Annotated in this window: 21 protein-coding genes; 9 read left to right on the top strand and 12 right to left on the bottom strand. The window is 60.2% G+C overall.

The genetic code is table 11. The features are described 5' to 3' along the window. Positions 1-100: 100 nt before the first annotated feature. The 11 genes from AACH32_RS19755 to AACH32_RS19805 form a co-directional block, all read right to left on the bottom strand. Entirely contained in the window at positions 101-1708 is a 1608-nt protein-coding gene (locus tag AACH32_RS19755; protein ID WP_338603471.1) for a CoA-acylating methylmalonate-semialdehyde dehydrogenase, read from the bottom strand. A 402-nt stretch (positions 1709-2110) separates the two neighbouring features. Continuing rightward, positions 2111-3841, bottom strand: coding sequence for a sulfoacetaldehyde acetyltransferase (xsc, locus tag AACH32_RS19760; RefSeq protein ID WP_338603474.1), 1731 nt, complete (start codon positions 3839-3841; stop codon positions 2111-2113). 36 nt (positions 3842-3877) lie between these two features. Next, positions 3878-5122 carry an acetate/propionate family kinase gene (locus tag AACH32_RS19765; RefSeq protein WP_338603477.1) on the bottom strand — a complete coding sequence of 415 codons (1245 nt, stop codon included), beginning with the start codon at positions 5120-5122 and terminating at the stop codon, positions 3878-3880. Positions 5123-5153: 31 nt separating this feature from the next. Next, the gene (locus AACH32_RS19770; protein ID WP_338603480.1) at positions 5154-6839 is read right to left on the bottom strand and encodes a thiamine pyrophosphate-binding protein; all 1686 of its coding nucleotides are present in this window, start codon (positions 6837-6839) and stop codon (positions 5154-5156) included. A 120-nt stretch (positions 6840-6959) separates the two neighbouring features. Next, on the bottom strand, positions 6960-7634 hold the full coding sequence (locus AACH32_RS19775) for a GntR family transcriptional regulator (RefSeq protein WP_338603483.1): 675 nt from the start codon (positions 7632-7634) through the stop codon (positions 6960-6962). A gap of 70 nt (positions 7635-7704) precedes the next feature. Continuing rightward, complete coding sequence (locus AACH32_RS19780; RefSeq protein ID WP_338603486.1) at positions 7705-8994, bottom strand: TRAP transporter large permease; 1290 nt, start codon at positions 8992-8994, stop codon at positions 7705-7707. A 30-nt stretch (positions 8995-9024) separates the two neighbouring features. After that, positions 9025-9534 carry a TRAP transporter small permease gene (locus AACH32_RS19785; protein ID WP_338603488.1) on the bottom strand — a complete coding sequence of 170 codons (510 nt, stop codon included), beginning with the start codon at positions 9532-9534 and terminating at the stop codon, positions 9025-9027. Between the two features lie 75 nt (positions 9535-9609). After that, positions 9610-10689: a TRAP transporter substrate-binding protein gene (locus AACH32_RS19790; protein WP_338603491.1), complete on the bottom strand. Its 1080-nt coding sequence runs from the start codon at positions 10687-10689 to the stop codon at positions 9610-9612. Between the two features lie 46 nt (positions 10690-10735). Continuing rightward, positions 10736-11719 carry a 3-hydroxyacyl-CoA dehydrogenase family protein gene (locus tag AACH32_RS19795; protein ID WP_338603493.1) on the bottom strand — a complete coding sequence of 328 codons (984 nt, stop codon included), beginning with the start codon at positions 11717-11719 and terminating at the stop codon, positions 10736-10738. A 22-nt stretch (positions 11720-11741) separates the two neighbouring features. Continuing rightward, the gene (locus AACH32_RS19800) at positions 11742-12560 is read right to left on the bottom strand and encodes an SDR family NAD(P)-dependent oxidoreductase (protein ID WP_338603495.1); all 819 of its coding nucleotides are present in this window, start codon (positions 12558-12560) and stop codon (positions 11742-11744) included. A gap of 24 nt (positions 12561-12584) precedes the next feature. Next, entirely contained in the window at positions 12585-14282 is a 1698-nt protein-coding gene (locus AACH32_RS19805; protein WP_338603498.1) for a thiamine pyrophosphate-binding protein, read from the bottom strand. Between the two features lie 297 nt (positions 14283-14579). On the opposite strand from AACH32_RS19805, the gene AACH32_RS19810 reads away from it, so the two are divergent. From AACH32_RS19810 to AACH32_RS19850, 9 genes are all read left to right on the top strand, one after another. Further along, positions 14580-16283 (top strand): thiamine pyrophosphate-binding protein, encoded by a 1704-nt coding sequence (locus tag AACH32_RS19810; protein WP_338603501.1) that lies wholly within the window; start codon positions 14580-14582, stop codon positions 16281-16283. 17 nt (positions 16284-16300) lie between these two features. Beyond that, on the top strand, positions 16301-17071 hold the full coding sequence (locus AACH32_RS19815; protein WP_338603503.1) for an SDR family NAD(P)-dependent oxidoreductase: 771 nt from the start codon (positions 16301-16303) through the stop codon (positions 17069-17071). An 18-nt stretch (positions 17072-17089) separates the two neighbouring features. Further along, positions 17090-18112 carry a zinc-dependent alcohol dehydrogenase gene (locus AACH32_RS19820; RefSeq protein WP_338603506.1) on the top strand — a complete coding sequence of 341 codons (1023 nt, stop codon included), beginning with the start codon at positions 17090-17092 and terminating at the stop codon, positions 18110-18112. 26 nt (positions 18113-18138) lie between these two features. Next, on the top strand, positions 18139-18882 hold the full coding sequence (locus tag AACH32_RS19825; RefSeq protein WP_338603508.1) for an SDR family NAD(P)-dependent oxidoreductase: 744 nt from the start codon (positions 18139-18141) through the stop codon (positions 18880-18882). A gap of 31 nt (positions 18883-18913) precedes the next feature. Beyond that, positions 18914-19966, top strand: coding sequence for a zinc-dependent alcohol dehydrogenase (locus AACH32_RS19830; RefSeq protein WP_338603510.1), 1053 nt, complete (start codon positions 18914-18916; stop codon positions 19964-19966). A gap of 451 nt (positions 19967-20417) precedes the next feature. Next, the gene (locus AACH32_RS19835; protein WP_338603512.1) at positions 20418-21584 is read left to right on the top strand and encodes an amidohydrolase/deacetylase family metallohydrolase; all 1167 of its coding nucleotides are present in this window, start codon (positions 20418-20420) and stop codon (positions 21582-21584) included. Between the two features lie 96 nt (positions 21585-21680). After that, entirely contained in the window at positions 21681-22727 is a 1047-nt protein-coding gene (locus tag AACH32_RS19840; protein ID WP_338603514.1) for a TRAP transporter substrate-binding protein, read from the top strand. Positions 22728-22865: 138 nt separating this feature from the next. Then, positions 22866-23378, top strand: a complete 513-nt coding sequence (locus tag AACH32_RS19845; protein WP_338603518.1) for a TRAP transporter small permease — start codon at positions 22866-22868, stop codon at positions 23376-23378. A 12-nt stretch (positions 23379-23390) separates the two neighbouring features. Further along, positions 23391-24665, top strand: a complete 1275-nt coding sequence (locus AACH32_RS19850; RefSeq protein ID WP_338603521.1) for a TRAP transporter large permease — start codon at positions 23391-23393, stop codon at positions 24663-24665. 268 nt (positions 24666-24933) lie between these two features. Here the strand turns inward: AACH32_RS19850 and AACH32_RS19855 are convergent. After that, positions 24934-26057 (bottom strand): IS3 family transposase gene (locus tag AACH32_RS19855; protein ID WP_338603524.1). Its coding sequence is split into 2 segments (ribosomal slippage): positions 24934-25796 and positions 25796-26057, totalling 1125 coding nucleotides; the frame shifts between segments, so codons are not numbered across the junction. Between the last annotated feature and the right edge of the window lie 244 nt (positions 26058-26301).

Below are 26301 nucleotides of genomic sequence, written 5' to 3' on the forward strand. Positions count from 1 at the left end.
TTTATTTCAGAGTAATTAAGCCTCCGCCTGGCCTGTCCCTCTTCAATTGGTCCACTTTTCCGACTCAATGGCTTCGAAACAGATAGAACCGTAGAGGGGCTCACTTGTCTTTGGGCAGGGAAGTAATCGTCCCGTCCCAGGTGTCCACCTTGCAGGAAGCCATCTCCTCTTCGCTTTCCGGGAACCAGGTCTGGGTGACACACTTGCTCTCGGTGAAGAAGTTGAAGCCGTCGCGGCCCATGACGTGCAGGTCACCGAAGAACGACTGCTTGTGGCCGGTGAAACCGAAGATGCCCAGCGGCACCGGGATGCCCACGTTCACCCCCACCATGCCCGCCTGGGTACGCTGGGCAAACTGGCGCGCGAAGTAGCCGTTCTGGGTGTAGATCACCGAGCCGTTGCCAAAGGGGCTGTTGTTCATCAGGGTGATGCCTTCCTCGAAGTCCTCCACCCGCTTCACGCACAGCACCGGGCCGAATATCTCCTCGCGGCCGCAGGCCATCTCCTCGGTCACGTGGTCGATGATGGTGGGGCCCACCCAGAAGCCGTTCTCGCAGCCCTCGGGAGGCTTGGGGTCGCGGCCGTCCAGCACGATGGTGGCTCCTTCCTGCTCGGCCTTGTCGATCCAGCCCCGCACGAATTGTTTATGGCCTTCGTTGACCACCGGGCCCATTCCGGTTTCGGGCAGCCAGGCCTTGCCCAGGCTGATCTGGGCGGCCTCCGTCTTGAGCAAATCCACCAACTCATCGGCTATGGCCTCTTCCACCACGATCACCGGCAGGGCCATGCAGCGTTGCCCGGCGCAGCCTGTGAAGGCGTTCATGATCCCGCTGGCGGTGCGCTCAAGCTTGCAGTCCCGAAGCACCAGAGCGTGGTTCTTGGCCTCGCAAAGGGCTTGCACCCGCTTTCCGTGGGACGCGGCGGTGGAATAGATGTGCAGCCCCACCTTGGTGGAGCCCACAAAGGTGATGCCCTTGATGTCCGGGTGCCGGAGCAGCAACTCGGCCTGGTCGCGCCCCGCGGTGACAACGTTGATCACCCCATCGGGTATACCCGCCTCTTGCCACAGTTCCATAATGCGCATGGCGGACTGGGGTACGAAGCTGGCGACCTTGAGCACCATGCAGTTGCCCGTGGCCACGCAGATTGGGGTCATCCAGCCGTGGGGAATCATCGCCGGGAAGTTCCATGGAGGAATGCCCGCGAACACTCCGACGGGCTCTCGGTACAGGGCAGTGTCATAGCCATCGGAAACCTGCATAAGGGCCTCACCTTTCATCAGATGGGGTGCCCCGCAGGCGAACTCCACCACCTCGGTGACCTTTAGCACATCGCCCATGGCTTCCTGGTATTTTTTGCCCATCTCTCGGGCCAGCAGAACGGTCAACTCGTCCAGGTGCTCGTCCAGTAGGGCCTTCATATTGAACAGCACCTGTACCCGCTTGCTGACAGGAGTCGTGGACCACTCCGGGTAGGCAGCCAGCGCCGCCTGCACCGCGTCTTCCACTTCGTCGGTGGTGCATTGGGGCGCCAGGGCGATGACCGCGCCGGTGGAGGGGTTGTAGCAGGGCATGTACTTGTCGGTGGTCGATTCCTTCCAATGGCCGCCAGCGTGATACTTGAGCTTGATCGGCGCCTCGCCACTGATGGGGTCAAGCCCAATCCCTTTGTCAATTAAGTAATATCGCTCATGTTGCTGGTCCGACATGTGAGTCTCCTCTTGTGTATGCGGAGCCGCCACTCCAAGGGGCCGACCTGATTCTACGCGCCAGGCAAAGGCTGTTCAACCTGAGGGGATGCGGCACAAAGCAATGTATCAGGTTCGTGTGGGCAGTTACCGTCTGGTTTTGTCGATTTTAGTCTAATGATCCCAAATCGGTCTATCCGGTCACCCCTGGCCCCCGTCCTAGAGGAAAGCAACCCAGGACGTAACTTTCCAACTCGCACTGCCAGCCGTTGGATGCAATCTACTGAGCATATCCGTAATAGCCGGTCAAATGGGGTCATTTGGGCTTGCCGGTCGGTTCCTGGAGCTCGGGGCGTGCCTCATAAAAGATATGCCCCCGGCCGGGCCCCAAGGGGCCCAACCGGGAGCACTAGACAAGACAAGCTAAATATTCAAATGCTTGTACTTGGGTAGCAGGTTGAAGGCCGGCTTCAAGGCGTCGCGCCGGAAGGGCTCGGCCAGGACCTTCTCGCCGCCCTCCAGGATGGCGTTGATCACCACCGGCTTGCCGCAGGAAACGGCTTCCTTGATGGCGTCGCCCACCTGGTCCGGGTGGTCCAGCTTCATGCCCACCGCGCCCATGTCCTCGGCCAGCTGGGCGTAGTCCGGGTTGGTGGGCAGGTTGGCGCCCACGAAGCGGTTGTTGTAGTAGTCGATCTGGTTCTTCTTCTCCGCGCCCCACTCGAAGTTGTTGGCCACGATGGCGATCACCGGGATGTTCTCGCGCACCGCGGTCATCACTTCGGCGATACCGCTGATGCCGTAGGCGCCGTCACCTTGGAAGGCCACCACCGGCGCCTCGGGGTTGGCCATCTTGGCCCCCATGGCCGCGCCGTAGGCAAAGCCGCAGTTGCCCCAGCTCAGGGCGCTGATGTGCTGGCGCACGCCATTGAACTTCAGGTAGCCGTTGATGATCGAGGAGTTGTTGCCGATGTCCGTGGCCACGATGGCGTTCTTGGGCAGCGCCTTGGTCCACTCGGCGTGGAAGCGCCGCGGATGCATGGGCGCCGACTGGCTGGAAGAGCTCCACTCGCCCAGCTCCTGGTCCCATACCGCCTTTTCCTGGGCCACGTCGTCGATGCGCGCCTGGTTGCGGCCCAGGTCCGGGGAAAGCTCCTTGACCCGGCCCAGCAGCAGGCCGGTGAACTCCTTGACGTCGCCGCAGGAGTACACGTCGGCCTTTTTGGCCACCCCCAGCACCGCCACGTTGGTGTCGCACTGGATCAGCTTGGCGTTCTCGGGCCAGTAGGTGATGTCGTACTGGGGCAAGGTGCCGAATGGTCCCAAGCGGGTGCCCAGGGCGATCACCAGGTCGGCCTTGGCCAGGGTGCGCATGGCCGCCTTGGAGCCGCAGTAGCCGATGGGCCCGCAGGCCAGCTCATGATCCGCCGGGAAGGTGTCGTTGTGCAGGTAGCTGTTGACCACCGGCGCGCTGAGATACTCGGCCAGGGCGGTCACCTCGGCCAGGGCGTCGCTCTGGCTCACCCCGCCGCCCGAGACGATGACCGGGTACTTGGCCTGCAGGGCCAGCTTGGCCGCCTCCTCCAGGTCTTCCATGGAGCCGGCGCCGCGCCTGATCAGCGGAGTGCGGTAGATCTCGTCGTTCACCTCGCCGTAGAAGTAGTCGCGGGGGATGTTGAGGTGGCTGGGGCCGTTGAAATTCTTAGCCATGTAAAAGGCCCGGCGGCCCAGCTCGGCCATGCGCTCGGCCCGGTTCACCCGCACCTGGTACACCGTCTGGGCCTGGAACATGGGCATCTGGTCCAGTTCCTGGAAGCCGCCGGTGCCGATGCCCATGCTGCCCGTCTCCGGGGCGATGGCCACCACCGGGCTGTGGGCCCAGTAGGCCGCGGTGATCGCCGAGACGAAGTTGGCCGCGCCGGGGCCGTTCTGGGCGATGCAGGCCTGGGGCATACCGGTGACCCGGGCCAGGCCGTCGGCCGCGTGGGCCGCGGCCTGCTCGTGGGCCACGGGTATGAAACGGATGCCCGCGTCCGGGAAAAGGTCCAGGGCGTCCATGAACGCGCTGCCCACAATGCCGAATACGTACTTCACGCCCTCCGCGGCCATGGTTTCAACCAGCGCCTCGCTGGGGGTCATCTTTTGTTTGCTCATCTCATCCACTCCTTGGATTGTGCGGTTACAACAAGTTTATTGAGCCGTCAGCCAGGCGTACCGGCCGGCCGCATTAAGATTTGGTTGAATCAAATGCACTGTCTGTTGGGCTATGGCCAATTCCTCGTCGGTGGGAATCACCAAAAGTTTCACCGCCGCCCCGGGAGCCTGAATCTCACGCAGGCCTTTCCCCGGGGCGTCGTTAAGGGAGTCGTCCAGATCGATGCCCAAGAATTCCAGCCCCTGACAAGCCAGGCGCCGGATCAGGGGCGAGTTTTCGCCTATGCCCGCGGTGAACACCACGGCATCCAGCCCGCCCAGGACGGCGGCATAGCTGCCAAGGTACTTCTTGATGCGGTAGGCAAAAATCTGGAGGGCTTGCAGGGCATGGTGATCGCCTTGGTCCATGGCCTCCACGATGTCGCGCAGATCGCCGGAGGCCACCCCGGACAGGGCCGCCAGACCGGACTGCTTGTTCAGCAAGTCGTTGACTTGCGCGGGGGTGATACCGTGGCGCTCCTGCAGGTACACGATGATGGCCGGGTCCAGATCGCCGCAGCGGGTGCCCATCATCAGGCCCTCCAGGGGGGTGAAGCCCATGCTGGTGTCCAAGCTGCGGCCGCCGGTTATCGCCGCCATGCTGCAGCCGTTGCCCAAGTGGCAGGTGACTACCCGCCGGGACTCCGGTGGGCCTGGCAGGTGTTCGAGGGCCTGCAGGTAAACGTATTGGTGGCTGGTGCCGTGGAAGCCGTAGCGGCGGATCTTGTCCCTTTCATATAGCTCCCTGGGCAGGGGGTAGAGATAGGCCACCGGCGGCATCTTGGCGTGAAAGGCGGTGTCGAACACCACCACGTGAACCGCATGGGGCAGCGAAAGCTCGGCCGCTTCGATGCCGGCCAAGCCATGCGGGTTGTGCAAGGGGGCCAGAGCGGACCAGCGGCGAATGATGTTCGTGGTGTTCTCGTTGAGCAGCACCGGCTGGGTGACGGAATCGCCGCCATGCACCACCCGATGACCCACCGCGCCGATCTGGGCTAGGGAGGATAGTACCCCCTCCTCGGGGTCCACCAGGCGGGCGAGGAGCAGTTCCACCGCCCGCCTGATGTCCGTCACTTGAATCGGGCGGCAAAGCGTAGCCTGGCCGGAGGCCCACAAGTGCAAGGTGGTGCCGTCTTGCCCCACCCGCTCCACCAGGCCCTTGGCCAGAACCCGGAAGCCTTCGGAGTCAAAACAGGTCAGTTTCACCGAGGAACTGCCCGCGTTGATCACCAGAACAATCATCCGACCGAATCTCCCACCTCGCGTGTCACCCCTAGAGAGCCACGGTGTCCGAGGCGGGCACGTAGCTGGCCGCCGGGTCGACCTTGGCCTCAACCACCACCGGGCCGTCCTGCTTGTGGGCCTCGCGCAGGGCGTCCTCCAGGCCGGAGAAGCTGTCCACCCGCATGCCCACGGCGCCCAGGCCCTCGGCGGTCTTGGCGAAGTTCACCTCGGCGAAGTCCACTCCTATCTTCTTGTCCCCCATGTTGTCGCGCACCATGCCCAGCCCGCAGTTGTTGGAGACCACGAACACAACCGGCACGTTGTGTTGGACGCAGGAGGCCACTACGTCGATGGTCATCAGGAAGCCACCATCGCCGGCCAGGCAGGTGACCCTCTTCTCGGGCAGGGCCAGCTTGGCCGCCGCCGCCGCGGGACCGCCCCAACCCATGCCGCCCACGCCGCCGGGCACCAGGATGTGGTTGGGGTGGCGGATGCGCAGGCTGTTGGTGTTCCAGATGCGGTTGCTGCCGGCGTCCAGGCTGACCACGTCGTCGGGACCCAGGAATTTCTGCACCGCAGCCACCACGTCGGTGTGGTGCAAGGTTCCCGGCGCGGAAGGCAGACGGGGCGGATCGTTATAACCGGTATCCTCGCGCAGCTTATCGATGACCGCCTGACGCTTCGGCTTTTTGTCGGCGGGCAGGTTTTGCGCTTGCAGGTAGGCCACCACGTCGCGCACATCGCCCTGGATGGCCAGATCGACGGGGTAGACCCACCCCGCGTTGCGGGGATCGATATCCACCTGCACGATCTTCTGGTCGCCCGGACGGATCATCTTTGGATCGCGGAAGCGGGTGTAGTCCGGGCCCATGCTGGCGCCCAGGATGAGCACCAAGTCGGCCTTGGCCAGCATGCGGTTGGCGGTGGGGTTGCCCCAGGTGCCCAACATGCCGCAGGCCACCGGAGACAGCTCGTCCACCGTGCCTTTGCCGTTGTAGCTGGTCACCACCGCGCATCCCAGCTTTTCGGCCAACTCTTGCAGATCGGCGCCAATGCGGGCGTCGTACACCCCCTGGCCCGAAACGATGACCGGCTGCTCGGCCTCGATCAGCATCTGGGCCAGCTTGGCCAGGGACTCGGGGTCCGGCTTGGCGGGGCTGTAGGCCCAATAACCGTCCGGCGGGTAGAGCCGGGCCCGAGGCTCGGCGGGCATTTCCTCTTTGATGATGGTCGATTTCATGATTACCGCCGCCGGGCCCATGCGGGGAGTGGAGGCGTGCTTGTAGGCCATTTGGAAGCCGTACACCGCCGCCTCGGGCTCGGTGGCGTAGGTGCAATACTTGGTGATGGCCTTGAGGCTCTGCTGGATGTCGGCTCCGCCGTAATCGCCGGTCATGGTCTGGTACACGCCGTACTGGCCAAAGCCATCGTAGTCCGAGGTCTCGGTGAGCAACACCATGGGGGAGCCGGAGAAAAGGGCCTCCAGCACACCGAAGGAACCCGTGGTGGAGACCCAGGGGCCCTGCCCCATGAACACGCCGGGCTTGCCGGTGAGCCGGCCGGTAACCTGGGCCATCACCGAGGCCACCTGCTCGCTGCGGGTGAGGAAGACGTCTATTTCCTTGCGGCGCTCATAGAAGGCCGGCAAGGTCCAGGTCACTCCCAGCCCTGGGAGGGTGAAAACCCTTTTGACCCCCGCCTTGATAACATTGTCGACCACAAAATCGCGCGTCATTTGAGGCGCCGCCTTAAGCGGTGAAGTTGCCATAACTTGATTTCTCCTATGCTAATAGACTCTTATATGAATAGGAGCCCTGGTGTAACCTGCTGTGAGATGGTTATCGGTTGCCTCGCCTTATTTGATGCTGGCCAGGAACCTGTCCCGAGCCTTGTCGATATGATCGATGACAAAGCGTTCCAGCTTGTCGGGATCGGTTTGCGGGTTGTCGAACATATCCATTATCTTCACATGGTTCGCCAAATGACTGTCAAAGTCATCATCCTGATGGGGGAAAACCATGCGATGCCTATAACTGTGCAGTCGCAACATGCGCAGCAAGGCCGAGAGCAGCCCCAGCCCGCAGGCATTTATGAATGTGCTGTGGAACTTGTTATGGGACGCCCAAAAGCCATCGTGATCTTGACTCTCCGTGGCGACGCGCATCTGTTGGAGGGCCTTTCTCAAGGCCACCCTATCTTTCTCGTCCATGTTTAGGAAGGCGTATTTGGCGGCCAGGCCCTCCAACGGAGCACGCACGATGTGGCTTTCCTCGATGTCCTTTTTGGTGATTACCTTGACCACGGTGCCCTTGCGGGGCACGATGTCCACAAGCCCCATCTTCTCCAGGTCTCGGATGGCCTCGCGGATGGGCGAGCGGCTGACCCCGAATTTCTTTTCCAGGTCCCGCTCCACCAACTTCTCTCCACCGGCCAATTCGCCGTTGACGATCGCCTCCTTGAGGAGACTGGTCAACTGCTGTCCGATGGCCTTAGGCCTAAAGTCCATATCATCTATGAACCGGGAGGACATGCTATCCTTACTCCTAGGACTAAGTAATAATACGTATATACATACAATCGCAGAGCAGACCTTACCAACATCAATTCACAAAACCAAAGTATTTTGGGAAAAACATCGTTATTTCTGGTACATATGTAACCAGCAACAACACGACTACCTCGGCCAACAGGAAAGGCATTATCCCTATACTAACCTTAGTGAGAGTTGTCTTGCAGATGCCGCACACCGCAAACAGCACCAAGCCAAAAGGCGGCGTGGCCAGCCCAATGGTGAGATTAACGCACATTATGAGCCCGAAATGGATGGGGTCCACGCCCATCTTGTAAGCTACCGGCGCCATTAACGGACCCAGCACTATAATGGCGAATCCCATGTCCAAAAACATGCCCACGACCAGTAGGATCGCGTTGACAATCAGCAAGAAAATAATCTTGTCGTCCGTGATTGCCAAGAACATCGAGGCCACATGCTCCACTAGATTGTAGTAGGTCACCAACCAACTGAAGCTCTTGGCACAAGCCAGCAGGAACATGAGCATGGCCGTGGACCTAACAGTGTGCTTTAGGATGGGAGCCAAATCCTTCAACTTGAGGGTCCGGTAATAGATAAAGCCAACGAATAGGCCATAGAGCACGGCGATGGCCGAAGCCTGGGTAGGGCTGAAAAATCCGCCCAGGATGCCACCCATAATGATGACCGGCATGAGCAGGGCCGGCACGCCACGGGCCACTGCCAAGAGTAGGTTCGTGACCCCAATGAAGGGGATACGCTCGCCGTAGCCCTTGCGCACCGCCACCAAATAGGCGGCGGCCATTAGGGCCAGGCCCACCAGTATGCCCGGCACCATTCCGCCCAAGAACAGACCGGCGATGGACACGTTCATCACCGAGGCGTAGATGAGCATGGGGATGCTGGGCGGGATGATGGGCCCGATGACCGAACTGGCGGCGGTGACCGCAGCGCTGTAGGTCTCGCCATAGCCCTGCTTATTCATGGCCGGGATCATGATGCTGCCGATGGCCACGGTATCCGACACGGCGGAACCTGTGATGCCGGCGAAAAGCATGCTGGCCACGATGTTGGTGTGGGCTAGTCCGCCGCGCATGAAGCCTACCAGGGCCGAGGCAAGGTTCATGAGCTTGTCGGTAATTTGAGCGCGATTCATCACCTCGCCGGTCATGATGAAGAAGGGAATGGCCAACAGCAGCGGATCCTCCATGCTGGCCACCATCTTCTGCGGAATTTGCATGAAAAGTCGAGGATCGCCCATTTGGTAGTAGACAAATATGGTCGTCAACACCAGGCAGAACGCGACGGGTACCCCGATCAACATCATCGGGAAGAACGTGGAAAATATCAGTGCGACCATGGTTTCACTTCTCCTGCCGTACGGGGAACCTTAATCCGGTTGCGCATTCAATTCTTTTTTTCTGGGGTCGGGCAACACGTAGGCGATACTGAAAATGCCCAGAATCAGCCCCGCCACGGGCACCGCGAAATAGTACCAAGACATGTTTATGTCCAAATAAAGGGATGATTGGGATTTGCCGACAAACCTGGCGAGTTGCGTACCATATTGCACCATCACCCAAACGACGACCAAGGCGAGCAGCGCATGGAGCACCTTAAACCCGTATTGGACCGGAGAAGAAAAGCGCTCTGTGATGGTGTCTACACCGATATGCCCACCGTATCGGGCGATGACCCCCGCGCCCAGCAGGGCGACCCAAATGAACAGTAGGGTGTTGACCTCTTCGGTCCAGGGGATGGATTCGCCCACAAAGTGATCGAAAAACATGCCCAAGGTGGTGTTAAACAACAGCAGCCCGGCCAGTAAGATCACTACGGCATAGGTTGCTTTTTCCAGGTAGTCCAACGCCGTATGAAAAGAGGATAAAAACTTTTGCATGGTCAGGCTCCCTGTTATCGAACTAAGTGGTTCGGCGGCCGGCCCTGCCCCCGTGGACCGGCCGCCGCATAAAGCCTACTTAATGTTCAATTGGGTCTGTATTTCCTGGGCCAGCTCTTCCTCGGCCTTTTTGGAAGCGGCGAAGATCTTGTCTACCCACTTCTGACCGTTCTCGCCGATCTTGCGGACGGTGAAGTCAATATAGGGCTTCTGGCCCAACTTCTTGAATTCCTCAAGCTGCGCATCAGTGGGATAGTAAAATTTGCATCCCTGTTTCTTGAGTGCCTCCACCACAGCGATCTCGGTGGCGTAAGAATAGGAATTCATAACTTCGCGGCAGATGTCGGCGCCGCGCAGAATAATTTTTTGATATTCCGGGGAAAGCGACCGGAAGAATTTCTCGTTGATCATCAGGGGGTGCAGGTTGTAGCTGTGCCGGGTCATGGTGATGTTCTTGCAAACCTCGTACAGCTTGACCGAGTACATGGAGTATAGTTCGGTTTCGCAGGCCTGGGCCATACCGGTCTGCAAGGCGGTGTAGAGTTCCTTCCAGTTCACGGTTACCGTACGGGCCCCATAGGCGCGGAACATGGCCAGTAAACCGGGGTTTTCGGGCACACGAACCTTCATCCCCTTTAGGTCGGCAACGCTCTTGACCAGCTTATCCTTAGTATAAAGATTTCGATAACCGGAGCCTTCGGGCCAAATCAGCACCCTGAGCCCAGTGTTCTTGAGAAACAGTTCGGTCAGTTCCTTGCCCACCGGTCCGGCCATGACCTTCCAGGCCACGCGGTTGTCTTTGAACAAATAGGGAATTTGGGTGACCGCCACTTCCGGCGCAAAGGGAACCATAATCGAGGTGTACGTGCCGACCATTTGGATGACACCGGTTTGGCACTGCTCGATCATTGCCCTGACGCCGCCCAGAGAGTAGTTGGGATGTATCTCGAAGGTTATGCCTCCGTTGGTAGCGGCTTCCACGTAGTTGGCAAAGGCCAAAACGCCGGCGGTGCGGCCCGCACCGGGCATGCGCATTTCGCCTTCTGAACCGTGTCCCAGTCTGATGACTATCGGTTTGTCCGCGGCCGCAGCCGCACCCACTAGGGCAAGCACCAGCAGCCCCGCCAAGAGCAAAGCAACTATTGATCGTTTCATATCTTCTCCTCCTCAGTTAAAAACCTGGTCGCCTGCGGCAACCTTTCTAAGACTCGTTTTGCGGCCTTTCCGAAAAAAGGATGTCCATGACCACTTTTTTGACCTTGAGCAATTTGAGATCGCGCTCGCGCAGGACCTCGGTGGTATCGCGCCCGGCGTAATCGAAAAAGCCACGTCCGGTTTTCACCCCGTAGTGACCTTGGGCCACCAGCTCCTGGAGAATGGCCGGGGCCTCTTGGCGCTCCTCCTCACTCAGAGGCGCTTCTTGGATGCCCGAGAGCACCATGTCCAATCCCGCGTAGTCGTAACGGGCCACCGCTCCCAGCACGGGCAGACGGATGCCGATGCTGGCCCGCACGGCGCGGTCGATCTCCCGGGGATCGGCCACCTCCTGGCCCAGCAAATGAAAAACCTCGCGCCCCATGGCCCGTTGAAAACGATTGACGATAAAACCGGGCACGAACTTTTTGAGCGCCACGCAGACCATGCCCAAGCTTTCGAACAGCGCCTTTACCCGCATTACCTCCGGCTGGGGCGTGCGCGGAGCACCCACCACCTCCACCAGGGGGATGATGTAGGGAGGCGTGAAGAAATGGGTCATCATGAAACGTTGGTTCAAAGCGGGGGGAATGAGCTCAAAGGCGTTAAGAAAGGAGGTGTTGCTGCTAACCAAGGTATGCGGCCCCAAATGAGGCGCCAGAGTGGCAAACAACTCCCGCTTTACCTCCCTTTTTTCAATAACCGCCTCTACCACCAGGTCCGATCGGCCAACCGCCTCTTGCCAGCTCTCCGAGGTGTCCACCAGGTCCAAAACCTGGGAGGGGGTTCGGCCCGCCGCATCGGCGAGGCCGAGGTGCTCCAGGTGTGAAGCCATAAGGTCGCGGGCTTTTAGCAGTTGCGCAGCCTGATGATCCGCCAGGCATACCCGGTGACCACCCAAAGCCAAGAGCATGGCAATGCCGTGGCCCATGGTGCCGGCCCCGATCACGGTGGCCGTGTATTTTACTTGGCTTAGGCTTGCGTCCCGCATACTCGCCTAGGGTCCTTTCCAACTAGTACATAACCGCGCCCGCCGAGACGTTGATGTCCTGGCCGGTCACGGCCCGTGCATCGGGAAGGCATAAAAACGCCACCACTCCGGCCACGTCCTCGGGATCCACCAGTGTCTGCAGCGGCGAGGCGGCGGCCTTTTTTTGGCGCAACTGCTCCACGCTCTCGCCGGTGCGGCGGCTTACGGCTTGCAGAATTTGGTCTTGGCGAGGGCCGGCCACCGCGCCGGGGCATACCGCATTGACGCGCACTCCCCAGGGCCCGGCCTCGGCGGCCAGGGTCCTGGTGAGGCCTATAACGGCCATTTTGGAGGCGGCATAGGGGGTACGTTGCACCAAGGGGCGTTTGGCGCTGACTGAGCTGACGTTGACGATGCACCCCCCACGGTGCACCTTCATGATCGGCATCGCGTGCTTGCAGCAAAGGAAAACGCCCCGCAGGTTCACCGCCATGGTGTCTTCCCACTCCCCCAGGGTTATCTCTTCGATCGGAGCGGTGGGACCGGCTATGCCCGAGTTGTTAACCAGGATGTCCAGACGGTCTTGCAGGCCCAGGGCACGGGCCATCAGATTCTTGACCTGCTCCTCGCTGGAGACGTCGGCGGCGAAGACCTCAGCCGGTGCCCCTCCCTCTTCGGCGATGAATTGGGCGGTTTCGTGGCAGCCGGTTAGGTTCACGTCACCCAAAACCAGGTGAGCCCCCTCCGCAGCCAGGCGCAGCGCAATGGCCCGGCCTATACCCTGACCTCCGCCGGTGACCACGGCCACCTGCCCGGACAAGGGGCCCGTTTGATCGACAAGTGGCGTGGCTGCAGGGCTCATGGTCTTTTTACTCGCCTTTCGGGGCTAGCCGCCGGCCCACTGGGGTTGCCAGGGCACGGGGGAAAGACAGTCAATGTCGGTCATCACTTCCACCAGGCTGGGGCGGCCCGAGGCCAGGGCTTCGGTGATGGCCGGACCGATGCGCGCGGGGTCCTCCACCCGTTCACCTTCGCAACCCATCTCCCGGGCTACTTGGGCCAAGTTGACCTTGTGGAATAGATACTGGTCTTCCTTTCGGCCCGGATGCTGGCCATAGGCGCCGCGGATGCCCCGCAGGCACTGGCCGTAGCCTCCGTTGTTGTTGACCAGCACCACCACCGGGATATTCCAGCGAGCCGCGGTCTCCAACTCGGAGAGGTGGTAATAGAGGCCGCCGTCGCCGGTGAAGCAAACCACCGGCCGCTCCGGAGCCCCGCACTTGACTCCCAGGGAGGCCGGGAAGGCCCAACCCAGGGAACCGCCCGTGGCCCGGATATAGCGCTGGCCCGGCTTGGCCAGCTCGATCATGGTCCCGCTCCAAATGGCCGAGTTGCCAGTGCAGGAAACCAGGATGGCGTTTTCGGGCAGGGCCTTGGTAACCTCGCGGCACAGGCGTTCAGGGCGGATGGGCCGGGCGTCGGAACTCATCAAGAGCTCCACCTCCGCCCGCCAAGCCCGCACCAACTCCGCCGCGCGGCGGCTCCAATCGGTTTCTCCACGTTGGGGTTTCACCGTCTGGGCCAGCAGGCCCACGGCCACCTTGGCGTCACCGATCAACGAACAGAGATTGGGGTAGTTCACCCCCACCTGAGCGGGCTCGATGTTCACCTCGATGACCTGGGTGCCCGACCTGGGGATGCTCCACATGTTGGTCACCTGGTCGCCGGTGCCCGAGCCCACGAATAGCACCAGGTCTGCCTCGGAGACGCATTGGTTGGCGCACCAGCGGCTGTAGGTGCCCACCGGCCCCAGGCAGAGGGGATGCCCAGGGGGCACCATCCCGTTGCCGTCCACCGCGTAGGCGATGGGCATGGCCAGCTTCTCGGCCAGGGCCAGTATCTCGGGGCCCGCTTCAGAGATCACCGCCCCGCTGCCGGCCACAATCACCGGGTGCTCGGCCTTTTCGAGTGCCTCGACCGCCTTTTCCACGTCTGCCGCGGCCGGCGCGGGGCGCTCGGCCGGATAAGCTGCATAGCGCTCCTCGCAGACCATAGACAACTCGCCGGCTGCGCGCTCCAACTCGTCGCCCAGGATGCCGTACACGTCGATATGGGCCGGGCCGGGGCAACCGGTGGTGGCCTCGCGGAAGGCCTGGCGCAGCAGGAGGGGGAGTTGGCTAAGGGTGTTTACCTCCACGTTATATTTGGTCACCGGCTCATAATAGGGGCGGTGATAGACCTCCTGGTAGGCGTTGCGATAGCGGTGGGACACTTGCTTCTGCCCGGTGATGGCCACCACCGGCGAGTGGGCCAGCCAGGGCTCCTGCAGGCCGGCGGCCATGTTGCCCGCGCCCACCGACTGGGCCATGCACACCGCCGGCTTGCCGGTGGCCCGGGCCATACCGTCGGCCATGTAGACGGCCGACTTCTCGGCGTGGGTCACAATTCGCTTGATCCCCAGCTCCTCCAAGCGGATCAGGGTCTGCCGCAGGACGGCTTCCACATAAAAGACATGGGTGATTCCATAGCCTTTAATGGCCTCAGCCAGGATTTGGGCTCCATTCGCTTGGTTGGAGGACTCCATACTGACTTTCTCGCAAAAATTTTGTTTGATAGTGGTTTTACAGTGTGCTATGGTCGACCATAACAGCAATTGCAAACGCGTGTCAAGCCAATTCGGCCGCTGGAGGCAAAAAGGTTAACTAGTGAATATTTGGGGTAAAACCTTTTGGCGCCAATCATGGAGCCCACTGGCGGCTGCCTTTACCTTTCCCCTTACATGCCCGGCGATGATAGCCGGCGAGCCCTTCCTATCTAAAGGTCTGGCATCAGGGCCGGACCGCAACGATTCATAGACGGCCGTAATTCAGGAGGAACTGAAGTGTCTGATGTCAAAACTCGCGACAAGATGGTGGATGTGTTCATCCAAGCTGGAATCAAACAAATCTTTACATTCCCTGGTTTGGGAATCACCTGGCTGGCCCCGGCCTTCTATGAGCGTCGCGATGAAATCCAGGTTATTTTGGGCCGCAGCGAACAATCGGCTTCCATCATGGCCCAAGCCTACGGCCGAATAAAGGACGCACCCGGCGTGTTTATGGGCCAAGGCCCCTGGGCGGTGACCACCGGCGCCTTTGGCTGCCTGGAGGCCTTCTTCTCCGGCACCCCCATGATGTTCCTTGCCTGCACCTCCGATTACAACGGCATGGGCGCCTACGGAGTTTATCAGTCCATGACCGGTGACTACGGCGCAGGCGACGCCAAGGCCTCCATCTCCCATCTTTGCAAGTACTCCAGCTTGGCCACCCGCCCCGACGAGGCTATCTTCGGCATGCAGATGGCCCTCAAGCATTGCAACACCCCCCGCAAGGGCGTGGGCGCCCTGATCTTCCGAACCGATTTCGTGCGCGAGGACTACCCGGCGGTGCTCAAGAGCACGGTCTACGACACCACCAACTACCTGCTCTACACCCCGCCCTCCCCCAACCAGGAGGCCATGGACAAGCTGGCCGAGATGATCAACCAGGCCAAGCGCCCGGTGGTGCTGGCCGGTTTCGGCGCACGCCAGGCCGGGGCGGGCGAGGCCCTGTTCAAGCTGGCCAACGAGGTGGGCCTGGGCGTGGTCACCAGCACCAACGGCAAGAGCATCATCGATGAGACCTCGGCGGTGTGCGCCGGCACCATGGGCTCCTTCGGCGGCACCAAGGCCTCGCACCGGCTCCTAGCCGAGTCGGACATGGTGCTCATCCTGGGAGCCAGCCTGGGGGCCGACTACACCCGCTTCCGCGACCCAGGCATGATCCGCCCGGGCAGCCAGAAGTTGGTGCAGGTGGACATCGACCCGCGCAACGCCTCCTGGGTGGTGCCGGTGGATCTGCCTATTACCGGCGATTGCAAGGACGTGGTGGAGTACCTGCTGGCCAAGAAGCTGGACAGCTCCAATAAAGAGGCCCGCATGAACTGGATCACCAAGCTCAAGGAGCGCAACAAATACGACGAAGTTCGCACCTTCAACAACGCGCCGGGCAAGGTGCACTACGCTGACGTATACAACGCCCTGAACCGCTATATGACCGCCGATGACCTGCTGGTGACCGATGCGGGCAACAACAGCATCTGGTGCAAACACATCATCCGCTGCCGCTACCCCAACCATTACATCACCCCAGGCGGCACAGGGGCCATGGGCTGGGGCGCGCCGGCTGCAGTGGGCGTGAAGTTCGCCTGCCCGGACAAGCGGGTGACCATGGTGGCCGGCGACGGCGGCTTCATGATGACCCACGACGCAGTGGCCACCGCGGTGCAGTTCAATCAGCCCATCACCTTCGTAGTACTCAACAACTCGGGCCTGGGCATGGTGCGCGACAACCAGCTCAACAACATGGTCTACTGCAACTTCGGCTACATCAACTTCTCCGAGATGGCTCGCGGCATGGGCGCCGAGGCGATGCAGGTTGATTCGAGCGACACCTTCATGGACGCGCTCAAGGCCTCCCACGACAGCAATAAGGTCACGGTAATTGAGGTGGCTCTGGACCCCGAGGCGCGGCATGGCGACGCCACGGACATGGGCTCCCTTTTCTAAGCGGAGGGGGATAGCAAATGAGCAGCGATAGACCGGTAGCCCTGGTGGCCGGCGGAGCCAACAACATAGGCGCAGCCACTGCACGCCTCATGGCCGAGGACCATTTCGTGGTGGTTGCCGATATGGGAGACCCCACGGCGGTGGTGCATGAGCTGGGACCGGAGCGGGCGATGGGCCTACGCGGCGACATCAGCAACTATGACGACTGCCGAGCCTGGGTGGACGAGGCCGAAAAGCATGGCCCCCTCAAAAGCCTAATCAACACCGTGGGCATTAGCTCGCCCGGCGAGTTCGTGGAAAACCTTGACCTGGACGAATGGGACCGGGTGCTCAAGGTGAACCTGACCGGCAGCTTCTACCTATCGCGAGCGGCTATCCCGGCCCTGAAGCGTTCGGGCTTCTCCGACAAGTCAATCGTGCTCATCTCCTCCCGCTCGGGCAAGGGCGGCACCGCCAGCCTTGGCTCTACCAAGATGTCCAAGGCCCACTATTGCTGCTCCAAGGCCGGGGTGATCTGCCTGGTCAAGTGCCTGGCCTACGAGCTGAGCGAAGATCAGATACGGGTAAACAGCGTGGCCCCGGGCCCCATCAAGAGCCTCAATCCCGATGGTCGCCCGGGGGCCACCATCAACCCGGACTTCTGGGAGAGCATCGCCCAGAGGGTGCCACTCAAGCGCATGGGTGAACCTGAAGACATAGCCAATGCCTGCCGCTTCCTTTGCTCGGACCAGGCCCGCTTCATAACCGGGCACACCATGGACGTCAACGGTGGCACCCTTATGGATTGAGGACCCGGAGCACAACACATGAAAGCAGTGATTTGTTCGCGGAAGCAGGGCCTGGTCTTCACCGAGGTGCCCACACCCCAGGCGGGCCCGGGCGAGGTGGTGGTCCGCGTGGCTGACACCGGAGTCTGCGGCTCTGACATATCGTTCATCAAGAAGGGCTTTTTTGAAGAAGGCTACATCCTGGGGCACGAGATAAGCGCGGTGGTGCACCAGGTGGGTCAAGGGGTGGAGGGTATAGAGCCCGGCCAGCGGGTGATGATGCGGCCCACCTTTTGCGGCCAATGCGCTTTTTGCACCAGCGGCAAGCCCCACTTTTGCTCGGAGTACCGCCGCCTGCTGGGGGTGCGCGACCTGCCCGGCGGATTCGCGGAGTATGTGCGGGTGTTGCCGGGCATGCTCATCCCCATCCCCGAGGGGGTGGACTCGCGCAACGCGGCCCTGGCCGAGGTCTTCGCCTCGTCCTATCACGGCCTGAATTGCTCACAAGCCCAGGGCGGCTCGGCCCTGGTCATGGGCGGCGGGCCCATAGGTTTGGCCATGGTGGCCCTGCTCAAGCTGCACGGATTCGGCCCCATCCTGCTCAGCGAGCCGGTGGCGGCCAAGCGGGAAGTGGGCCTGGCCTTCGGGGCCGACGCGGCGGTGGACCCCTTGCGGGAAAACCTGGGCTACCACGTCTTCGACCTCACCCAGGATCGTGGATTTGACGCCGTCTTCGAGTGCTCGGGCATCGCAGACAACGTGCCCCTGGCCCTGGATTTCATCGCCGTGCAGGGGCGCATCACCGTGGTGAGCGTCATCAGCGACTTCGCCCGCATCCCCATGCGGCGCCTGACCTTCACCGAAGCCAAGCTCACCGCCTCCATCTCCAACACCCACGAGGAAAACAAGCAAATATTACAGTGGATGGCCCAAGGGCGCCTGGACGGCCGCCCCATGATCAGCGAGATCATCAGCCTGGAGGAGCTACCTCAGGTTTTTAACGAACGCATCCTGGCCGGCAAGTCGATCAAGACCCTGTTAAAAATCGGGCCCGAATTCTAGGGTCCGTGAGGAAAAGAAGACTATCGATGAGCGATAATAGAGAAGTGGTCCTAATAAGCGGCGCTGCCAGCAACATCGGTCTGGCCTGCGCCCAACGTTTCGCCCGCGACCACTTCGTGGTCTTGGCCGACCTGGGGGACGCTGGCCAACAGGCCCAGGCCATCGGCGGCAACGCCCTGGCGTTGCAAGGCGACGTGACCAACCCGGATGACTGCGCGCAGTGGGTGGCTCAGGCCCGCAATGAGGGCCCTTTGAAGGCCGTAGTGCATTCGGCGGGCATCACCAAACCGGCCAAGCCCATCGAACAAACCAGCTTGGAAGAATGGGAAAGCGTCATCCGGGTGAACCTAACCGGAGCCTTCAATATGTGCCGAGCAGCCATACCGGCCCTGCGGGAGTACGGACCGGGGGCGGCCATGGTGCTGGTCAGTTCCCGCGCCTCCAAAACCGGCTTCGCCGCCCTGGGGGCCAACTCCGGCGCCACCAAGGCCCACTACTGCGCCTCCAAGGCGGGAGTCAACTCGCTGACCAAGTCCCTGGCCGTGGAATTGGCGGTAGAGGGCATCCGGGTGAACTGCGTGGCGCCCGGCCCCATGGAAGGCACGATGATACCGCAGGCCCAATGGGGGACCTTGGCGGCCAAGGTGCCTCTGGGCCGCCTGGGAAAACCTGAGGAGATCGCCGAAGCCGCCTATTTCTTGTGTTCCCCAAAAGCCGCCTTTATCACCGGTCACATCCTGGACGTGAATGGCGGCACCCTTATGGACTAACTCCGCCACCGGCGGATAGGGAGGCAACGATATGCTCGCCGTGGTCAAGGACCTGCCCCAGGCCCAACGCGTGGCGGTAATGGAAGTGCCGGAGCCCAAACTCCAACCCGGCTGGGTGCTGGTCAAGGTGGAGCTGGCCGGCATTTGCGGCAGTGACCTGCACGCCTACCACTGGACTCCCGACTATCAGGAGCGTTTCGCCGGCATGCTGCCCGCCATCCTGGGCCACGAGTACACCGGCGTGGTGCAAGAGCTGGGGCCGGGGGTGGAGGACGTGGCCGTAGGCGACCGGGTGGTCTCGCGCACCCCCATCTCCTGCGGGCGCTGCCCCGCCTGTCTGGCCGGGCAAGAGGCCATTTGCGACCACCGGCGGCTTCTGGGAGTGCACTACGCGGGTGCCATGGCCCAATACGTGGCCGTGCCGGCGCGCAACTGCCACGTGCTGCCTCCAGATTACCCGGTGGAGCTGGCGGTATTGTCTGAGCCCATATCCATCGCCTTCAACGCGGTGCTCAAGTTGGGCAGCATGCAAGGGCGCAACGTCGCCATCATCGGCCCGGGACCCATCGGCTACCTGGTGGCCCTGCTGGCCGAGCTAGGTGGAGCCAACCGCATTTTCGTGCTGGGCCTGCCCAAGGATGAACCCCGCCTGGCCATCTTCCAGGAAAACCTGGCCCGGGTTAGCACCGCCACGAACCTGGACGAGATGCAGGACCTGATCAAAGAACGGACTAGGAGCGGAGGAGCCGACGCGGCGTTTGAGGTGAGTGGTGCGCCCGTGGGCCTGGACATAGGCCTGCGGCTGGTACGCAAACGGGGCACGGTGGTGCTCCTGGGCATTATCTCCTCTACGGCCCAGGTCAATACCAACCTGGCGGTGCGCACAGAAACCACCATCATTGGCTCACCCGCCGCCCCGGAGCGCACCTGGAGGCGCATGTTGGATTATCTGGCCAACCTTCCCGAGGCGAACCAGGCTTCCTTCATGCGGGCCATCGGTGAGACCTTGCCCCTGGAAAAGGCCGCGGAGGCTATCGAGCGCCTGGCCGCGGGACAGGGGTTCAAGACGGTTCTGCGCCCTTAGGCGCTCCGCTGAAGAAAAGGTGTAACTGCCGGCAACTAGGAGTTGTCTTAATTATCGTACAATCGTTTTCACTTGAATTCGCAATCGCCGCAAAACGGCCATTGCCGCATAACAGGAAATCTATCCTGATATGGCCATGCGCAAGCCAGCTAACCCAGTCCCTTTAGCGATGGAGGGGAACATGAGCAGGGGTAGTCCGATGGGCGGAACGCGATTTTTATTCCTGAAAGCAAAAGCTCCTCGCCCTGATTTTTCCGACCAAACCCACCCACATGATTTCCGCCGCACCGCGCCCAGGCGGCGGCTCGCCCTCTGGATTGCCCGGAACCGGTACCAGCTGCGCAAGAATAATTCCCAACCCGCCGGGTCGCCCGCGAAGTTTTGGCAGCTGGAAGCGGCCGGGCCGGCCCCAAACCTAGACCATCTAGCTTTTATTGATTGGTGAGGACTCGTGGTGGAAGACCTCCTGCTTAAAAACGCCATGCTTATCGATCCCTCCATGGGAATCAAGGGGCAACGAGACATTGTCATCACCAACGGCCACATAAAGACAGTGGCCACGGAGATTTCTACCGGCACCGCCCAACGGGTCATCGACGTCGAAGGTAAAATCGTCACCTCCGGCCTGATAGACCTGCACACCCACGTAGCCGACGGTCTCATACCCATCGGCTGCTCACCGGACGAATGCGGCGTCTACTCCGGAGTGACCACGGTCTGCGATGGTGGCAGCCTGGGCTGGGCCAATTTCCGGGGACTACCCAGATACATCACCCCCGCGGTCAAGACCGAGGTCCTTTCTTTCCTAAACCTCGCTTCCACAGGTCTGGCAGTCATGCCGGAGATCTGGGACCGACGCAACCTGGATCTGGCGTCCACCCTGGACACCATCCAGGAATTCCCTGAAACCATTAAGGGCCTCAAGGTGCGGGCCATCGGCGCCTTTGTGCGCAATCTGGGCCTGGAAGGCTTCAGCTTGGTCAAGGGATTGTCCCGCAAAGCTGGGCTGCCACTCATGGTGCATCTGGGTACGGAACCCGAAGAGGAGGTCGGCGAAACAGAACTGGCCGAGTTCACCAAGGGGATGCTCGGCATGTTGGAAGCGGGAGACATCCTGACCCACGTCTTCACCTGGAAAAGGGGTGGAGTGATCGATCAGGACGGTGTCATGCTGCACGAAGCCGAAGAAGCGAGGCGTCGTGGGGTGATTTTCGACGTGGCCAACGCTAAGACCAACTTCAGCTTTTCCATCGCCCGCAAGGCCATCGGGCGCGGCTTCCGCCCCTCATGCATCAGTACCGACCTGACCGGTGTGAACTTACAGTCGGTCCATAGCCTGCCGGTCAGCATGTCCAAATTCATGGCCGCCGGGCTGACCCTGGAAGAGGTGGTGGCCATGACCACCTGCAACCCCGCCCAGGTCATCAAGGAAAGCCACCGGAAGGGATGTCTGCGAGCCGGTTATCCAGCCGATCTAACCATATTGGAACTCAAGCAAGGCGAATTTAATTTTTCCGACGGCATCCAGGGTCGATCCTTCACGGGTGATTACCTGCTGGTGCCCAGGTTGACCATTAAGAAGGGGGTGTTGATAAAAGCCAACCCACAATTTCCGTAAACCGCAGGAAGGCCCATGATAAAAGGCCTCCGACGGAGTGGATGTGTCATTAGTCGATACCTAACAACACAAAAGCAAAGTAGAGGAGGGCGAAAGATGAATAAATTTTTTAAGGTCCTTTTATTGCAAACCATGATCGCGGCCCTGGTCTTGGGAACCTGGGGCAGTGCACTGGCCGCTTCCAATCCCCGCATGACCATCAAGATAGCCCAGTGCTGCCCGGCGGATCAGGCTTATGGAGTGTACGTGCACGGCCTGGCCAACGTGGTTGAGAGTAAATCAAAGGGCCAGATTAAAGTCGACACCCTGGACGGAGGGGTCCTGGGTGGCGAGCAGGACATGGCCCAAGCGGTACAGATCGGCACCATCCAGATGGCGGCGATCACCGGCAACAACGTAGCCCAACTGGCCCCTTCCTTGAACATCCTGGTGCTGCCCTACCTAAACGCCACCATGGAAGACGTGGTGGGCAAGGGCGGATTGCTGGCTCCCGGACCCTATTTCGACGAGTTGCGCAAACGCGTTCTCAAGGAGTCGGGCAGCCTGCTGCTAATGGGCGGCTACACCAACGGGTTCCGCTATTTCTTCACCAAGAACAGGTGCGTGCGAACCCTGGCCGATCTGCAGGGCCTAAAGATCAGGATCCCCAAGAACCCGGTAATGGAAGCCATGTGGAAGGCCCTGGGCGTTTCGCCCTACCCGGTGGCCTGGTCCGAGACCTTCACCGCGATCCAGCAAGGGGTGGTGGACGCCTTTGACAGTCCCTTGGATACCATTCTCAGGATGGGCTTTTACCAAGACATCAAGTACGTCATCGAAACGCACTACACGCCGCAAGCCGCCGTGCTGATCGTCAACAACACCTGGTTCCAGAGCCTCTCCAAGGAGGATCAGGAACTGATCAAGGAGGCCGCCAAACAAAATGACGTGAACCACTACCACTACGTCAAGGCGGAGCAGGGCAAGATCAAGGAAACCCTCATCAAGAAGCACGGCACCCACTTCTGCACGCTCACCGATGAGAATGTGTGGAAGGAAAAATGCGTGGCCATCTGGCCCAGTCTGTACAAGTACGTGGGCGGCGGCAAGGCCTGGGTCGACGCCACCCTGGAGTACAAGAAGACCGGCAAGATGCCCCAATAAGGGGGCGCGCGGCCTTATAGGAAGTTGGTTCCCCGGCAAGGGCCGGGGAGCCGGCTTCGCCCCAGCACCATTGAAAGGCAAAATGGCGGGCGCGGTTTTGCGCAACCTGTTCACCCATAAATTTCGGTGGTTACTGGCATGAAAAAAACTCTTGTCTATTTGTTCAACAATTTTGAAAAGCTGGTGGCTAACTTCTGCCTCCTTTCCTTGGTCATCTTATTGGGAGCCCAGGTTTTTTCCCGTTATATACTGCATACCGGCATTTCCTGGACCGAGGAATTGTCGCGCTTTTCCTTTATATGGTTTGTTTATATCTCCGGAAGCCTGGCCGCCCAGGCCGGAACCCACATCAGGGTGACGGTCATCGTTGACCGGCTCCCCCCAGCCTGGAAAAACGCCTGCCTCATCCTGGCTGACTTTATGTGGGTGATGTTCAACTGCGCCATTGTGGCCTCCGGAGTTATGCTCCTGCAAATCATGCTGAAACACCCCATGTACTCGTCTTCTCTATACGTATCCATGGCGTATATCTACGCGGTCATTCCTCTGGCCCATGCGCTGATGACGGTGCGAATCATATGGGGCTATTGGAAGAAATTTCGGAGCAATGGCGCCTCCGAGGCCAATTCTGAACTAACCACCGGGGCCTAAAGGAACGCTGAGATGCTATTCACCGCGACATTCATATTCTGCCTGTTCATCGGAGTGCCGATATTCGCCACCCTGGGCATACCGGCCGTTATCGAACTCCTGCGCTCCCCCATTCCTTTGGTCACCTTGTCCCAAAACCTGTTCACCGGGGTCGATCAGTTTCCCCTGTTGGCCATCCCCTGTTTCATCTTGGCCGGCGGGATAATGATCCGCAGCGAGATCACCAATGAAATTATCGAAGTAATGAACATTCTGGTGGGCAAGATTCCCGGCGGGCTGGCCGTGGTTACGGTGTTTTCCTGCATGTTTTTCGCGGCCATTTCCGGTTCCGGTCCCGGCACCACCGCCGCCATCGGCTCCATCATGATCCCGGCCATGCTCCGCAAAGGCTACCAAGTGGATTTCGCCGGCGCGGTCTCCGCCTCGGGAGGCGCCTTGGGAGTCATCATTCCGCCCAGCAACCCGATGATCGTCTATGGCGTGTTGGCCAACGTATCCATCGCCGATCTTTTCATCGCCGGCGTGGTGCCCGGCATGCTCCTCGGTCTGGCCATGATTGCGGTCTGCTTGTTCACGGGCATTACCAAAGGATATGCCGCTGATCAGGAACCCTTCAGCATCCGGCGTCTGCTCAGGGCAATAAACAGGGGTAAATTCTCTATTTTCATGCCCTTTTTAATCCTGGGCGGAATATATTTGGGGATATTCACGCCCACCGAGGCCTCGGTAGTGGCCGTGCTCTACGCTCTGTTTGTCGGTTTCGTGGTCAAAAGAATCTTTACGTTCAAGGCCTTTTGGGACTCCCTGTCCGAAACCAGCCTGATTTGCGGTGGGCTGGTGTTGATCATGGGCACCGCCATGTTCTTTGGACGTTTCCTGGCCCTGGAGCAAGTGCCGCAAAAAATTGCCAATATCATTCTTTCTATTTCCAAAGATCCGACCATCCTATTGATCGTGATCACTCTTTTCCTGATGGCCATCGGGACCTTCATGGAAACCCTTTCCACCGTGATTATCCTGACCCCGATTTTCCTGCCCATTCTCAAAATATTGGGGATCAATCCCATCCATTTCGGAATCATCTTCGTAGTCACAAATGAGATCGGCTTCCTGACGCCGCCCTTGGGAGTTAACCTGTTTGTCGCCTGCGGCCTGACCAAGCGAACCCTGGAGCAGATATCCATTAAAATGATCCCCTTCATCATAGCCATTTGCATCACTTTGCTAATTTTGATCTATTTCCCGAAGATAACCTTGTTCCTGCCTGAGTTGATGCGCGGGCGTTAAGCTACAGGAGTTAAAGTAAAAGAAATGGCCATGGTGGAAGTGTTATCGCCCGGCTCGCTTGGCGGGCATCCCCGCGGAGAAATGCCACAGGCGATCAATCACGCGCTCCGGGTGATCTCCCACACCTCTCTCGGCGATTGGCCAGGCCAAGATCTGGTTCCTCCAGAAAAATTTCTACCCTAGTGACCTGCCCCCCTCAGAGTGGTCCAGATTTTAAGTTAGGATTTTGGGCCATGACCTTCCCCCAAATTCTGTACCAGCGGAAGGGTTAGGATTTTAGGCCCACCGCGATCAGGGGTATGGGTTCGGGAGACTCCCAGCTTTGGACAAAAGCCCTAGGGGTCTGATTGCCCAAAGAGCTGTGAGGACGCTCCCAGTTGTAGTCTCTCCTCCACGCCTCGATCTTGGATTGGGCATCCTGCAGCGAGGCAAACCAATTTTGATTCAGGCACTCCAGGCGGAATTTTCCGTTGAAAGACTCGATGTAGGCATTATCAGTGGGCCTGCCAGGCCGGGTAAAGTCCAATTTTACCCCGTTGCGATAGGCCCACTCGTCTAAGGCCCGCGAGGTAAACTCGGGACCATGGTCCACGGTGATCATCGTGGGCAGCCCATGTAGGGTCTTCAGACGGTCCAAGACCATCGCCACCCGCTTGCCGGTGATCGAAACCCCCACCTCAATGGCCGGGCTAACCCGGGTAAAGTTATCCACTATCGTTAAGGCTCGAAAGCGCCGGCCATCGTGCAGGCTGTCCGATACGAAATCCATGCTCCATCGCTCATTGGGACGCCTGGCCACGGGCACCAGCCCGCGCACCTGGCTGGGCCGCTTCTTGGAGCGCTTCAGCCGCAAGGACAGACCCATCTCGCGATAAAGGCGGTAGACCTTCTTATGATTGACTGCCCAGCCCTCCCTCAAGAGCAGCACATGCAGACGGCGGTAGCCGTAGCGCACCCTTGAGGCGGCCAGGTCTTTAAGCCTAATGCGCAGGGCGGTGTCATCCCTGGCCTGGCTTTGGTATCGCTGGGTGGATCGGGCGATCCGGATCAAATGGCAAGCCCGGCGCTCGCTCACCTGAAGCCCTGTGGTCAGAAAATCCACCACCAATCGCTTCTGCGCCGGTTTCAAAACTTTTTTCGCAGCACCTCCTGGAGCAGATGCTTATCCAGGGTCAGGTCGGCCACCAACTGTTTGAGCTTGGTGTTTTCCTTCTCCAACTCCTTGAGTCGGCGCAGCTCGGCCACTCCGATGCCTGCGTACTTACGCTTCCAGCGGTAAAAGCTCTGCTCGGTCACCCCCATCTTGCGGCAGATCTCAATCACTGGCGTGCCCGCTTCGGCCTGCCGAAGGGCAAAGGTGATCTGCTCCTCGGTGAACTTGGACTTCTTCAACGCGGTCCTCCTCTCTACAGACCGCGATTGTACCTAAATCCTAACTCAAACTCGTGGATCAGGATTCGGGGGGCAGGTCACCATTGACCTTCCTGGTGTAACACCCACTTTTGGGCGAGGGGGGCTACAGGTCCCAGTTCTGCGGTTCAACTCTGCCCATCAACATCAAATATATTGATTGCTTATGTCTTTGGGCTTAGCCTATCTTTTTTTGCGTCTAAAGCAGGGCATAGGCAATAGGCTG

The sequence above is a fragment of the Desulfoferula mesophila genome (genome assembly GCF_037076455.1).
Classification (GTDB): domain Bacteria; phylum Desulfobacterota; class Desulfarculia; order Desulfarculales; family Desulfarculaceae; genus Desulfoferula; species Desulfoferula mesophila.